The organism is Sulfitobacter sp. W074, assembly GCF_025142275.1.
Lineage (GTDB): Bacteria > Pseudomonadota > Alphaproteobacteria > Rhodobacterales > Rhodobacteraceae > Sulfitobacter > Sulfitobacter profundi.
On the sequence record NZ_CP081130.1, the window covers coordinates 196,489 to 210,128 of the forward strand.

Genomic DNA, 13,640 nt, shown 5'->3' on the forward strand with positions numbered 1-13,640 from the left:
ACATCAGGGCGATTCGTTTCAATCAAAATGTTACTGAATAGAATTGCGGAGTTAATTTCGGTAACACGTTACAGCGCTGTCGCCAAAGCTTTGCCAAAGAGTCACGCATCTGTCGGCGCTCTGTCACGCGGCGGGGGTTCTGTGCGGCCATCGCCACCCTCAGAGGAAGCCAAAGATGACCAAATTGATCCGCCCGACCCGTCGCGCTGTGCTGGCGGGCTCCACCGCCTTTGCCGCAAGCCTTGCCATGCCCAGCCTCAGCCGTGCCGCCTCGCGCCCGGTGTTTACCCATGGGGTGCAATCGGGTGATGTCGACACGCAATCCGGCATGATCTGGACCCGCACCGACCGCCCGGCACGGGTGCAGGTTGAAATCTCTACAACCGAAAGCTTCGCCAACGCCCGGCAGCTTGCACCGATGAACGCGCTGCCGAACCACGATCTGGCCGTGAAACGTCTGGTCGAAGGGCTGCCGTCGGATCAGGATATCTTTTACCGCTTCACCGCTGCCGACCTGAGCGACATCAACGCCACTTCAGAGCCGATCATCGGCCAGTTCCGCACCGCGCCCACCGCGCGCCGCGACGTGCGCTTTGCCTGGTCGGGCGATACCGCCGGTCAGGGCTGGGGCATCGACGATGAGGGCATGCGCACCTATGCGACCATGGCCAAACACCGCCCCGATTTCTTCCTGCATTCCGGTGACACCATCTATGCCGATGGCCCGCTTGAGGATGAGGTGCAGCTTGAGGATGGCACGCTGTGGAAAAACACCACGATCATCGATGAGAAACGCAAAGTGGCCGAGACGCTGGACGAATATCGCGGCCAGTGGAAATACAACCTGATGGACGATCATGTGCGCGAGATGAACGCCCATGTGCCGACCTTCATGCAGTGGGACGACCATGAAGTCGTGAACAATTGGTCCTCTTCGCGCAGCCTGATGGAAGACGACCGCTATAGCGAAAAGTCGATCCACGTCCTCGCCGCCCGCGCCTCGCAGGCCTTTCACGAGATGACCCCGCTGCGTATCACCCCCGCCGAGCCGGGCCGGGTTTACCGCAAGATCAACTACGGTCCGATGCTGGATGTCTTCTTCCTTGACCTGCGCAGCTACCGGGGGCCGAACAGCGAGAACATGCAGACCGAGATGTCGCAGGCCACAGAGATCCTCGGGGCCGAGCAGATGGCATGGCTCAAGCGGGAACTGACCAATTCGTCGGCCACATGGAAGGTCATCGCCTGCGACATGCCCATCGGACTGGTCGTCGGCGGCGGGGCCGAAGCGGTAGCCAATGGCGACAACGGTGCCGCCAAGGGGCGCGAGCAAGAGATCGCGGGGCTGCTGCGTTTCATCAAGACCGCGCAGGTCGACAACGTCGTCTGGTTCACGGCAGATGTGCATTACACCGCCGCGCATTACTACAACCCCGACAAGGCGCAGTTTCAGGATTTCGACCCGTTTTGGGAGTTTGTCTCGGGCCCGCTGCACGCAGGCACGTTTGGCCCGAACGAATTGGACGGCACCTTTGGCCCCGAGTTGAAATACGTCAAAGCGCCGGAGGAGGGTCAGGTGAACCTGCCGCCTTCTGCTGGTCTGCAATTCTTTGGCTTGGTCGATATCGACGCCAAGACCCAGCAGATGAAAGTGCGCCTGATGGACCGTGCCGACACCGAGCTCTACTCGGTGACGCTCGACCCCAAGGGGGCCGCGATCTAAAGACCCGTTTGAGCGGTCGGATTGAGAGGATCGCCCAGAAGCGGGCGATCCTTTTCGTTTCAGTAGTCGACGCCGCGCTGTGCTTTGATGCCTGCTTTGAACGGGTGTTTGACCTCTGACATCTCGGTCACCAGATCGGCATAGTCGCAAAGCTCGGGCCGGGCGTCGCGGCCTGTCAGCACGACCGCTGTGCGCTTGTCGCGGGCATCAAGCCCGGCGATGACGTCTTCGATCTTGAGGTATTCATAGCGGATGGCGATGTTGATCTCATCCATCACCACGAGGTCATAGTCCCCGCTCGCCATCATCTCGCGCGCCTTGCCAAATGCGGCCTCGGCGGCGGCGATGTCGCGGTTGCGATCTTGGGTGTCCCAGGTGAAACCTTCGCCCATCGTGTGCCATGTCACCTCATCGAGTTGTTCAAAGAACAGCCGTTCGCCGGTCTTCCATTTGCCCTTAATGAACTGCACCACACCGACGCGCTGTTTCCAGCCAAGCGCGCGTACGACGACCCCGAAAGCAGAGGAGGATTTGCCCTTGCCCGGCCCGGTATGGACCAGCACAAGACCCTTGTCAGGGTCTTGCAGCTCGGCCACCTTGGCGCGCTGTTCGGCCTGACGCTGCTGCATCTTTTCCTTGTGGTCTTGCGGATCCGCGTCGCTCATCGGTCATCTCCTCTATCCGGTTTCGGGGCACCATAGGGAGAGGGCGAGCCGGGCGAAAGCCCGCAATGAATCACGCCTTGGGATCGGTGACAGACCGCGCTTTGCCGCGCTCCATCCCCAACTGCCGCTCGCGCCAGATCACCAGCGCGCCCGCGCTGATCACCAGCGCCGCGCCTGCCAGCATCATCATCGTCGGCAGTTCGGCAAAGAAGACGTAGCCCAGCAAGATGGCAAAGAGCATCGAGGTATAGTCGTATGGCGCCAGCATCGAAGCCGAGCCAAAGCGATAAGCCGAGGTGATAAGAATCTGCGCCACTCCGCCGATTAACCCTGCCAACACCAGCAAGCCAAAGGTTTGCAGATCAGGCATGACCCAGCCGAAGGGCAGGGTGAAAAGCGCCAAGACCGATGCAGTGACGGAAAAGTAAAAGACGATCGCCGCCGTGTCTTCGTTCTGCACCAATTGCCGGATGTGGATCTGCACAAGGCTGCGCACCATCGTCGCCATCAGGATCAACAGCGCACCAATCGTGGCTGTCTGTTCCATCGTACCGATGCTGCTGAAACGCGGCCAGAGGATGATCATCACCCCGACCAGCCCGATCGCCACGGCAGTCACGCGGATCAGACGGATCTGTTCGCCCAGCAACACGGCGGCAAGGATCACAGTGAAAATCGGTGTGGCAAAGCCGATGGCGGTGACCTCGGGCAGGGGCAGCAGGCCAAGGCCGGTAAAGGTCAGCCCCATTGCCGTGGTGCCGAAAAGCCCGCGCCAGACATGGCCCATCGGGTTTTTCGTCTTCAGCCCGCTTTTCAGTTTGCCGCGTTGCGCCAGCCAGATCAGGATCACCGGAATGGCAAAGAAGGAGCGGAAGAAGACCGACTCGCCCGCGGGCACATCGTCGGCCAGCGATTTGATGATCGCAGACATGCAGGTAAAGAGCAGGATCGCCGTGATCTTCAGCCCGACGCCAAGGGCGGGGCGGGCGGAGAAATCATCGACTTTCATGCTCTGGTCCTCATGCTTCGGGGCCGATCCGTCCGCGGTTAGTGCCGATCTGACCGCGGTGCAGCAGCAGGTGATCCAGCAGCACGCAGGCCATCATCGCCTCGCCCACCGGCACCGCGCGGATACCAACACAGGGATCATGGCGGCCTTTGGTGATGATCTCGGTCTCTTCGCCTTGTTTGGTGATGGTGCGCCGCGTGGTCAGGATACTTGAGGTCGGCTTCACCGCGAAACGCACGACCACATCCTGCCCGGTGCTGATCCCGCCCAAGATGCCGCCCGCATGGTTGGAGGAATATTCCGGCCCCTCTGGCCCCATGGTGATCTCGTCCGCGTTCAGCTCTCCGGTCAGCATCGCGGCTGACATGCCTTCGCCGATTTCCACGCCTTTGACGGCATTGATGCTCATCATCGCGGCGGCCAGATCGGTGTCGAGCTTGCCATAGACCGGCGCGCCGAGCCCCGCAGGCACGCCGCGCGCGGTGACTTCGATGATCGCACCCACGCTGCTGCCGGACTTGCGCAGCCCGTCGAGATACGCGGCCCAGTCGTCCGCCGCCTTGGCATCGGGCACCCAAAACGGGTTCTGCTCGATCTGGTCCCAATCGAACGCATCCCGGTCGATCTTATGCGGACCCATCTGCACCATATAGCCGGTGATCTGCAGGTTCGGGGCCAGCGCCTTGATCGCCTCGCGCGCCAGACCGCCCGCCGCCACCCGCGCCGCCGTTTCGCGCGCCGAGGAACGCCCACCCCCGCGATAGTCGCGGATGCCGTATTTCTGGAAATAGGTGATGTCGGCATGACCGGGGCGGAACTTGTCCTTGATATCGCCGTAGTCTTTGGAGCGCTGATCGGTGTTTTCGATCATCAACTGGATCGGCGTGCCTGTCGTGACGCCCTCAAAGGTGCCCGACAGAATCCGCACCTCATCCGCCTCACGCCGCTGCGTGGTGTATTTGTTCTGGCCCGGTTTGCGCTTGTCCAACCACTGCTGGATCATGCCCTCGTCAATCGGCACGCCGGGGGGGCAGCCATCAATCGTGGCGCCAAGGGCGGGACCGTGGCTTTCGCCCCATGTGGTGACCCGGTAAAGATGGCCAAAGCTGTTGATCGACATGGGCGGACCTCCTGTTGTCAAACCCTTAGCCGGGGCAGCGCCCTGCCTCAAGGGGATTTGCCTTGCCAATTGTGTGGGGGGCATCTACCCCTGACGCTACCTCGGGGGGCCTTTGGGCTGAGATGTACGTGTTGTGCGGACCCGTTGAACCTGAACCGGTTAACACCGGCGGAGGGAAGGTCCGGACAGACATCCACCTTTTACCTTTCGCCGCAAAAGGAGGATGCAATGAAGTATCTTACACTTGCTGCGGGCGTCTTGGGCGCATCGGCTGCATGGGCCGAAACGCCTGAATTGACGGTCTATACCTACGACAGTTTCGTCACCGAATGGGGCCCCGGCCCGGCCATCGAAGAGGGGTTCGAGGCCGAATGCGGCTGCGACCTGAAATTCGTTGGCATGGGCGATGGCGCGGCACTGCTGGCGCGGCTCAAGCTTGAGGGCGCGCGCTCTGACGCGGATATCGTACTGGGGCTCGACACCAGCCTTGTCGCGGCGGCGAAGGAGACTGAGCTGTTCGCGCCGAGCGGGTTGCAGGCTGACTATGATCTGCCGATCACTTGGGAAGATGACGTCTTCGTCCCCTATGACTGGGGCTACTTCGCTTTTGTCCATGGCACGGACCTCTCCGCGCCCACCGATTTCAAAGCGCTGGCCGAGAGCGATTTGAAGATCGTCATCCAAGACCCGCGCTCCTCAACCCCCGGTCTGGGTCTGCTGATGTGGGTCAAAACGGCCTATGGCGATGAGGCGCCCGAGGTTTGGGCAGGACTGGCGGATAACGTCGTGACCGTCACCAAGGGCTGGTCCGAGGCCTACGGCCTGTTCCTCGAAGGCGAGGCCGACATGGTGCTGAGCTACACCACATCCCCCGCCTATCACCTGATCGCAGAGGAGGATGACAGCAAGACAGCGGCGCTGTTTGACGAAGGCCACTACATGCAGATCGAAGTGGCGGGGAAGCTCGCGGGGTCGGATCAGCCGGAGCTGGCCGATCAGTTTCTGCAATACCTCGTCTCTGACGCCGCGCAATCGGTGCTGCCGACGACCAACTGGATGTACCCCGCCGTGACGCCCGAAGGCGGTCTGCCCGAAGGGTTTGACGGGATGATCCAGCCCGGCAAGGCGCTGTTGGTGCCGAACGGCGAAGTCCCCGCGCTCCGTGAAGAGGCTTTGGACGAATGGCTGACCGCGCTGTCGCGCTAAGCAGCAAGACGGGGCTTTTCGCCGCCGCTCTGGTCGCGGGCCTGATCCTCGCCGCCCTGGTCGCCGTTTTCATGGCGGCCGATGTGGGGGCAGGGCTCGGCGCGGCGGACTGGGCGGCGGTGCGTTTTACCGTGACGCAGGCGGTCTGGTCGGCGGTGCTGTCTGTGCTGCTGGCCGTGCCGGTGGCCCGCGCCTTGGCGCGGCGGCAGTTTTGGGGGCGTGGGGCGTTGATCACATTGCTCGGCGCGCCGTTTATCCTGCCGGTGATCGTGGCGGTGCTGGGGCTGCTGACGGTCTTTGGCCGCTCGGGCGTGCTGAACCAATTTGGCGCGGCTCTGGGCCTGCCGCCCGTGTCGATCTACGGGCTGCATGGCGTCGTTCTGGCCCATGTTTTCTTTAATCTTCCGCTGGCGACACGGCTTTTGCTGCAAGGCTGGCAGAGCATACCGTCCGAGCGGTTTCGACTGGCCGGGCAGCTACAAATGACGCCGCGGGCGCTGTTTCTGGCGCTGGAATGGCCGATGCTGCGGCAGGTGCTGCCCGGCGTGGCGGCGCTGATCTTCGTGATTTGTCTGACCAGTTTTGCCGTGGCCCTGACACTGGGTGGCGGGCCACGCGCGACGACGATCGAGCTGGCGATCTATCAGGCGTTTCGGTTTGATTTTGACCTTGGGCGGGCGGCACTTTTGTCGGTGGTGCAGCTTGTGCTCGCCGGTGCTGCGGCGGTTGCGGCACTTTGGCTGATCCCGCCGATCAGCCTGGGCGGCGGGCTGGACCGCCCCCTGCGCCGCTGGGATGCGCGGGGCGGGGGGCAGCGAGCGTTGGATATCGTCGTTATCACGTTGGCGGCGCTGTTTCTGCTGCTGCCACTGGGGGCTGTGGTGCTGCGTGGTTTGGCGGGGGTAGGGCAGTTGCCACCCTCGGTTTGGCAGGCCACGTTGAATAGCAGTCTGGTTGCGGGCCTCAGCGTGATGGTACTTGCCACACTGGCCTTACCGATGGCGGGTTGGATCGCCACCCGGCGGCGCGGCGGGGTGGAGGCAATTGGCCTGATGGGTTTGGCCGCCTCACCGCTGATGATCGGCACGGGGTGGTTCATCATGATCAACCCGGTGCTGGATCCCGCGCGGCTGAGCCTCCCCGTTACGGCCCTCGTGAACGCGCTGATGGCGCTGCCTTTCGTGCTGCGCATTCTGGTGCCGCGGCTGCGTGAGACGTTGCAGGATTATGGCCCGCTGACGCAGACCCTCGGCATGAATGGTTGGGCGCTTTGGCGTTTGCTGGTCTTGCCGCGCTTGCGTCCACAACTGGGCTTTGCCGCCGGGCTGACCGGGGCGCTGTCGGTGGGTGACCTCGGCGTGATCGCGCTGTTCGCCGATCAGGACCGTGCGACGCTGCCCTTACAAATGTACCGTCTGATGGGCGCTTACCGGATGGAGGCCGCAGCAGGTGCGGCGCTGTTGCTGCTGGTCTTGGCGCTGGCGGTGTTTTTCATCTGCGACAAATGGGGGCGCTGGCATGCTGACGCTTGAAAAGATGCGCATAGAGCGGGGCGAATTCAGCCTTGTCGCCGATATGACCCTCGCACCGGGGCGCAGCTATGCGGTGATCGGCCCCTCTGGGTCGGGCAAGTCGACGTTGCTGGCGGCGATCTGTGGGTTTGTGCCGGTGGCGGCGGGGCGGTTGTTGCGGGATGGCGCAGACATCACCGAACAGCATCCCGGCCAGCGCGGCATGACGATGCTGTTTCAGGATAATAACCTGTTCCCACATCTTACCGTGCGTCAGAATGTCGGCCTTGGGCTGCGCCCTGACTTGCGGCTGAAGGCGGCGGATCAAGCGCGGATCGATGCTGCCCTCGCGCGAGTGGGGCTGAGCGATCACGCCTCCAAACGCCCCGGCGCGCTGTCGGGCGGGCAGCAAAGCCGCGTGGCGCTGGCGCGGGTGCTGGTGCAGGCGCGGCCTTGGGTGCTGTTGGACGAACCCTTTGCCGCGCTTGGCCCCGCGCTGCGGATTGAGATGTTGGACCTTGTCCAAGACCTCGCCCGAGAGACCGGGGCGGGGTTGATCATGGTAACCCATGCGCCCGATGACGTGCGGCGCATCGCGGATGAGGTGATCTTTGTCGAAGGCGGGCGCGCTCATGCGCCGGGGCCAGCGGCGGAATTGCTCGACAACCCGCCCCCGGCCCTGCGTGCCTATCTGGGTTAGGCGGCGGAAATTTTTGAAATTTCCGGGGCGTTTTCTTTTGAAGAAAACACCTCCAGCGCTTGGGTCATGCCGAGGGCGGCTTGGGCGGCCTCGCGTCCTTTGGTGACAAAATGCGCGCGGTAGATCGCGTTGTGGTGGTCGGTTTCCTGATAGTGATGCGGGGTGAGCGAGACCGACAGCACCGGCAGGTCGCAGTCCAGCCCCACGCGCATCAGCCCATCGACCACGGTCTGCGCCACGAAGTCATGACGGTAGATACCGCCATCGACAACGAAGGCCGCACAGACCACGGCGTCATAGCGCCCCGTTTTGGCCAAGCGCTGTGCCATCAGCGGCAATTCAAAGGCACCGGGAACGGCAAAACTGTCGACCTGCGCGGCGTCGATAATTTCGGTAAATCCGTCATAGGCGCGGTCGACGATATCCGCATGCCAACTTGCGCGCACAAAGGCGAAACGGGCGGAACGATCTTGTGTCATGGTGATCTCCTTTAGGTTCAGACACGTCCACCCAAGGCGATCACGAGCATAGGCAGGGCCAAGGCCCCACATCTGTTCGCATTCTCTTCCATCCGGACTGTGACCGTCGGCTCTGGAGTCGCACCAGATCTGCTGACACCCCGTGGGGCCGCTCGCGGGCTTGCGGGAACCGCTTACCGCCGGTGGGGAATTTCGCCCCGCCCTGAGAATGATGCTAGGTTGCCAAGTTGGGGAAGGCTCTGCAATACCAAAAGAAACGCCCGAGGAGCCGCCATGCATCCCAACCCGATCTACCGCAAAGAGGGCCGAGACAGGAACCTCGCTTTTGCCCGCGACATGGGCTTTGGCGTGCTGGCGATCAACGCCGCCGACGGGCCGCTGATGGCGCATGTGCCCTTCATTCTGAACGCTGCCGGGGATCTGGCGGAGCTGCATCTGGTGCGCTCAAACCCCATCGCGCGGGCGCTGAAGGCCCCGCAGCCGGTGCGATTGGCAGTGACCGGGGCCGACAGCTATGTCTCGCCCGATTGGTACGGCATCGAAGACCAAGTGCCGACATGGAACTACGTCGCCGTGCATCTGACCGGGATGCTAGAGGTGCGCCCGGCAGAGGAACTGCTTGATCTGCTGGCGCGGCAGTCGGCAGTCTATGAGGCGCGGCTGGCCCCCAAGACCCCGTGGACGATGGACAAGATGACCCCCGAGGCGCGCGACAAGATGCTACGTATGATCGTGCCCTGCCAGATCCGCGTCACCGGGATCGATGGCACGTGGAAGCTGGGCCAGAACAAGGATGAGGCTGTGCGTCTGGCGGCGGCGGATCAGATGGCGGCGCATGGGTTCGGGACAGAGCCTGCGGTGATGGCGGCATTGATGCGGGGCGCTTGAACGCCGTTGCGTCAGGCGCGGCCCCGTTGAATAGTGCGGGCAACCAAGGGGGAACTTCACGTGAAACTATTTTATTCTCAAACCTCGCCCTATGTCCGCAAGGTCATGGTGCTGCTGCACGAAACTGGCCAGCTTGATGATGTCGCGCTGGAGCCAACCTCGGGCACGCCGCTGGCCCCGGCCGAGGGCTTTGCCGTGCGCAACCCGCTGACCAAAGTGCCCGCACTGGAGCGACCGGACGGATGCACGCTTTATGACAGCCGGGTGATCTGCGCCTATCTGGATGACCGCGCCGGAGCGGGGCTTTACCCCCAAGGCGCAAGCAGGTGGGACACTTTGACGCTGGAGGCCACGGCGGACGGGATGCTCGATGCAGCGCTCGCCATGGTCTACGAAGGCAAGCTGCGCCCCGAAAACAAACGCATGGCGGAATGGGTCGAGGGCCAGTGGGGCAAGGTTGAACGCGCCTGCAAGACGCTGAACAATCAATGGGCAGCGCATTTGGCGGGGCCATTGGATATGGGGCAAATCGCGATTGGCTGCGCGTTGGGCTATGTCGATTTCCGCCATGGCGCACGCGATTGGCGTGCTGGAAACCCTGATCTGGCGGCCTGGTTCGATGCCTTTGATTCGCGTCCCGCGATGATGCATACGGCGCCGCCGCAGTAATCGGGCCGTAATGATATTGCCACAATCGCGGTATTTTTGCCGCGTTGTGGCGCGGTTGATCCCAGATGCGCGGCTTTGACATCTGGACGGGCGCGGTCCATCCCGGTAGATAGCGGCGAGAAGTCAGGTGGCAAGGTGACGCCACCCCTATGTCTGACGGCCAGATTTGGCCAAGAATTGGAGTAAACCCGTGTCCCAAGCAGAAGAACACGCAGGCACCCGGAGGGATTTCCTGTATTACGCGACAGCCGGTACAGGTGCCGTCGCCGTTGGTGCCGCCGTCTGGCCGCTGGTCAACCAGATGAACCCCTCTGCCGACGTAAAGGCGCTGTCGTCCATTCGTGTGGATGTGTCCGGCGTTGAAGTCGGGACGCAGCTGACTGTGAAATGGCTGGGCAAGCCGGTGTTCATTCGGCGCCGCACCGAAGCCGAGATCGAAGAGGCGAAAGCCGTCGATGTATCGACGCTGCCCGATCCGATCGCGCAGAACGAGAACCTTAGCGGCGACGTGCCTGCCACGGATGAGAACCGCGCGCTGGATGAAACTGGTGAATGGCTGGTTCAGATGGGCGTTTGTACGCACCTTGGCTGTGTGCCTTTGGGTGATGCGGGTGACTTTGGCGGCTGGTTCTGCCCTTGCCACGGGTCGCACTACGATACCGCAGGCCGCATCCGTAAGGGGCCGGCCCCACGCAACTTGCCGGTGCCTGTCGCCGAATTCGTGGACGAGTCCACGATTAAACTGGGTTAAGGGAGCGGAAGAGAGATGTCTGGAATTCCTCACGACCATTACGAGCCGAATTCGAACGGCGAAAAGTGGCTGCACCGCCGCCTTCCCATCGTTGGCCTTTTGTACGACACATTGATGATCCCCACGCCCAAGAACCTGAACTGGATGTGGATCTGGGGCATCGTGCTGACTTTCTGTCTGGCACTGCAGATCATCACCGGCATCGTTCTGGTGATGCACTACACGCCGCATGTCGATCTGGCCTTCTCGTCGGTTGAGCACATCATGCGCAACGTGAATGGCGGCTATATGATCCGCTATCTGCATATGAACGGCGCGTCGCTGTTCTTTATCGCGGTCTATGCGCATATTTTCCGTGGTCTCTACTATGGCTCCTATAAAGCCCCGCGTGAGATCACATGGATCATTGGCATGCTGATCTACCTGCTGATGATGGCCACCGGCTTTATGGGCTACGTTCTGCCTTGGGGTCAGATGTCCTTCTGGGGCGCGACCGTGATTACCGGCCTCTTTGGCGCGGTGCCCTTCGTCGGTGAAACACTGCAGACATTCCTGCTGGGTGGACCTGCCGTTGATAACGCGACGCTGAACCGCTTCTTCTCGTTGCACTATCTGCTGCCCTTCGTGATTGCGGGTCTTGTGGTTCTCCACATCTGGGCCTTCCACACGACCGGCAACAACAACCCCACCGGGGTCGAAGTGCGCCGCACCTCGAAGGAAGACGCCAAGAAAGACACGCTGCCGTTCTGGCCCTACTTCGTGATCAAGGACTTGTTCGCGCTGGCCGTGATCCTGACGCTGTTCTTCGCGGTTGTTGGCTTCATGCCGAACTATCTGGGCCACCCGGACAACTACATCGAAGCCAACGCTCTGGCGACGCCTGCACACATCGTGCCGGAATGGTACTTCCTGCCCTTCTACGCGATCCTGCGGGCCTTCACGTCTGAGGTTTGGGTTGTGCAGATTGCGTCCTTCGTGACCGGTGGCATCATCGACGCCAAGTTCTTCGGCGTGCTGGCGATGTTCGGTGCGATTGCCGTGATGGCGCTGGTGCCGTGGCTGGACACATCCTCTGTGCGTTCGGGCCGGTATCGTCCGATGTTCAAATGGTGGTTCGCTCTGCTGGTGATCGACTTCTTCGCCCTGATGTGGCTGGGTGCGATGCCCGCAGAAGAGCCCTATGCGAGCTTCTCACTGATCGCTTCGGCCTATTGGTTCGCCTACTTCCTCGTGATCCTGCCCCTCTTGGGCGTGATCGAGAAGCCGCTGGCGCAGCCTGAAACCATCGAAGCCGACTTTGACGCGCATTACGCGCCCAAGGCAGGCGGCACCAAGACGCTTGTGAACCCGGCGGAATAAGGATCATGACCATGATGAAGACCAACCTCCTTTCTGCCGTGGTAACTCTGGGCCTTGCCCTGCCGGGAACGGCGGTGCTGGCGCAGGACACAGCGACAGAAGAAGAACTGCTAACAACTCCGGCGGAAACGCCGGAGGCCGAAGCCGAAACCGCGCCTGCTGAAGCGCCAGCGGCGGAAGAAGCACCTGCCGAAGCTGACACCACCGCAGCCGAACCCGAGGTCGACGCGGCCCCGGCAGAGGAACCCGCGGTTGAGGCAGCTCCTGCTGAGGACACCGCAACCGAAGAGGCACCTGCTGCCGAGGCTCCGGTTGAAGAAGCTCCAGCTGAAGAGGCGACAACCGAGGAAGCTCCGGCTGAAACGGTGCCTGCCGAGGAAGCACCAGTAGCGGAAGAGGCCCCGGCCGAAGAAACCGCCACTGAGGATGCTGCCACCGAGGAAGTGCCCGAAGAGGTTTCCGCCGAAGACGCAGAAGAAGCACCTGCCGAGGAAGTCGAAGCCTCGGACGAAGCGCAATCGACAGCCGAGAAAAACGCTGAAAACGAAGTGATCGTCGAAGACGACGTCGACGGCCAAGCGCATGGCGATGACCCCAACGTTGGCGTCATGGAAGCGGATGATCACGGCGAAGAGCACGCCTCGGACGATCATGCCGGTGACGATGACCACGGCGGCGATACCCACGCCACACCGCATATCGACAACATCGATTTCTCTTTCGATGGTCCGTTCGGCGGCTATGACGTAAACCAGCTTCAGCGCGGTCTGCAGATCTACACCGAGGTTTGCGCGGCCTGCCACGGTCTGGAGTATGTCGCGATGCGGACATTGTCGGACGAAACCGGTCCGAATATGCCCGAAGAGCAGGTGATCGAATACGCTAAAGGCTATGACGTCTATGACGCCGAGCTGGACGATACCCGCCCCGGCACCCCGGTTGACCACTTCCCCGGGTCCAACCTGCCGAACGCACCTGACCTCTCGCTGATGGCCAAGAAACGCGCCGCGTTCCACGGCCCCTACGGTCTGGGCATCAACCAGTTCCTGAAAGGGATCGGCGGGCCGGAGTATATCACCGCGCTGCTGACCGGTTATACTGGCGAAGAGAAAGAGCAAGCAGGCACGGTTCTTTATGAGAACACTGTCTTCCCCGGCGGCTGGATCGCCATGGCGCCCCCGCTGTCGGATGAGCTCGTCGAGTTTGCGGATGAGCATGCCAACGACGTGCAGCACATGGCCGAGGATGTCTCTGCCTTCTTGATGTGGACCGCCGAGCCAAAACTGGGCGCGCGCAAGCAGGCTGGCTTTGCCGGGGTTGTGCTGTTGGGTCTGTTGTCGGTGCTGCTGTACCTGACCAACAAAAAGCTCTGGGCGCCGGTCAAGAACCGCCGCAAGGACGACTGATCGGGCCACGGCTTTTGGAAATGAGAAGGGCGTCGGGAAACCGGCGCCCTTTTTTTGGCCATGGGTAATGACGGCGGCCATTTGGCCAAAAACCTCTCAATAGGGTCCCCCCGGTGGCACACCGGGCATCGCCCTCCCTCCCCCCGGAGGGCGA

At 62.1% G+C, this 13,640-nt stretch carries 13 protein-coding genes and 2 riboswitches; of the genes, 9 read left to right on the top strand and 4 right to left on the bottom strand.

Features of this window, described 5'->3' with window-relative positions:
* Nucleotides 1-175 precede the first annotated feature (175 nt).
* Nucleotides 176-1,723 (top strand): alkaline phosphatase, encoded by a 1,548-nt coding sequence (locus tag K3762_RS00930; RefSeq protein ID WP_260010925.1) that lies wholly within the window; start codon nt 176-178, stop codon nt 1,721-1,723.
* A gap of 59 nt (nt 1,724-1,782) precedes the next feature.
* Here the strand turns inward: K3762_RS00930 and cobO are convergent, their stop codons facing one another.
* The 3 genes from cobO to aroC form a co-directional block, all read right to left on the bottom strand.
* Complete coding sequence (gene cobO, locus K3762_RS00935) at nt 1,783-2,388, bottom strand: cob(I)yrinic acid a,c-diamide adenosyltransferase (RefSeq protein ID WP_132444023.1); 606 nt, start codon at nt 2,386-2,388, stop codon at nt 1,783-1,785.
* Nucleotides 2,389-2,458: 70 nt separating this feature from the next.
* The gene (locus K3762_RS00940) at nt 2,459-3,397 is read right to left on the bottom strand and encodes a DMT family transporter (protein WP_067935337.1); all 939 of its coding nucleotides are present in this window, start codon (nt 3,395-3,397) and stop codon (nt 2,459-2,461) included.
* Nucleotides 3,398-3,407: 10 nt separating this feature from the next.
* Nucleotides 3,408-4,517: a chorismate synthase gene (aroC, locus tag K3762_RS00945; protein ID WP_132444024.1), complete on the bottom strand. Its 1,110-nt coding sequence runs from the start codon at nt 4,515-4,517 to the stop codon at nt 3,408-3,410.
* 92 nt (nt 4,518-4,609) lie between these two features.
* A riboswitch (TPP riboswitch) is annotated at nt 4,610-4,711 on the top strand.
* Nucleotides 4,712-4,745: 34 nt separating this feature from the next.
* Between aroC and thiB the strand changes: the two genes are divergently transcribed.
* From thiB to K3762_RS00960, 3 genes are read left to right on the top strand one after another with little or no spacing between them, the layout of a single operon-like run.
* Nucleotides 4,746-5,723, top strand: a complete 978-nt coding sequence (gene thiB / locus K3762_RS00950) for a thiamine ABC transporter substrate binding subunit (protein WP_260010937.1) — start codon at nt 4,746-4,748, stop codon at nt 5,721-5,723.
* Nucleotides 5,699-7,255 carry a thiamine/thiamine pyrophosphate ABC transporter permease ThiP gene (locus K3762_RS00955; protein ID WP_260010938.1) on the top strand — a complete coding sequence of 519 codons (1,557 nt, stop codon included), beginning with the start codon at nt 5,699-5,701 and terminating at the stop codon, nt 7,253-7,255. The genes thiB and K3762_RS00955 overlap by 25 nt, the downstream gene beginning before the upstream one ends.
* Nucleotides 7,242-7,934, top strand: coding sequence for an ATP-binding cassette domain-containing protein (locus K3762_RS00960; protein WP_260010948.1), 693 nt, complete (start codon nt 7,242-7,244; stop codon nt 7,932-7,934). The genes K3762_RS00955 and K3762_RS00960 overlap by 14 nt, the downstream gene beginning before the upstream one ends.
* Here K3762_RS00960 and K3762_RS00965 read toward each other — a convergent pair.
* Nucleotides 7,931-8,413 (bottom strand): 6,7-dimethyl-8-ribityllumazine synthase, encoded by a 483-nt coding sequence (locus tag K3762_RS00965; RefSeq protein ID WP_132444028.1) that lies wholly within the window; start codon nt 8,411-8,413, stop codon nt 7,931-7,933. The genes K3762_RS00960 and K3762_RS00965 overlap by 4 nt on opposite strands.
* 76 nt (nt 8,414-8,489) lie before the next feature.
* Nucleotides 8,490-8,627: riboswitch (FMN riboswitch) on the bottom strand.
* Nucleotides 8,628-8,686: 59 nt separating this feature from the next.
* Here K3762_RS00965 and K3762_RS00970 point away from each other — a divergent pair.
* The 5 genes from K3762_RS00970 to K3762_RS19635 all read left to right on the top strand — a co-directional run bounded on the left by K3762_RS00970 (nt 8,687) and on the right by K3762_RS19635 (nt 13,486).
* Nucleotides 8,687-9,301 (top strand): FMN-binding negative transcriptional regulator, encoded by a 615-nt coding sequence (locus tag K3762_RS00970; protein WP_260010956.1) that lies wholly within the window; start codon nt 8,687-8,689, stop codon nt 9,299-9,301.
* Nucleotides 9,302-9,361: 60 nt separating this feature from the next.
* Entirely contained in the window at nt 9,362-9,970 is a 609-nt protein-coding gene (locus K3762_RS00975; protein ID WP_120349884.1) for a glutathione S-transferase, read from the top strand.
* Between the two features lie 190 nt (nt 9,971-10,160).
* Nucleotides 10,161-10,721 carry a ubiquinol-cytochrome c reductase iron-sulfur subunit gene (petA, locus tag K3762_RS00980; RefSeq protein WP_007118534.1) on the top strand — a complete coding sequence of 187 codons (561 nt, stop codon included), beginning with the start codon at nt 10,161-10,163 and terminating at the stop codon, nt 10,719-10,721.
* Between the two features lie 15 nt (nt 10,722-10,736).
* Complete coding sequence (gene petB / locus K3762_RS00985; RefSeq protein WP_067265773.1) at nt 10,737-12,080, top strand: cytochrome b; 1,344 nt, start codon at nt 10,737-10,739, stop codon at nt 12,078-12,080.
* Nucleotides 12,081-12,091: 11 nt separating this feature from the next.
* A complete protein-coding gene (locus K3762_RS19635) occupies nt 12,092-13,486 on the top strand; it encodes a cytochrome c1 (protein WP_276321493.1) in 1,395 nt (464 codons plus the stop codon).
* Nucleotides 13,487-13,640 lie beyond the last annotated feature (154 nt).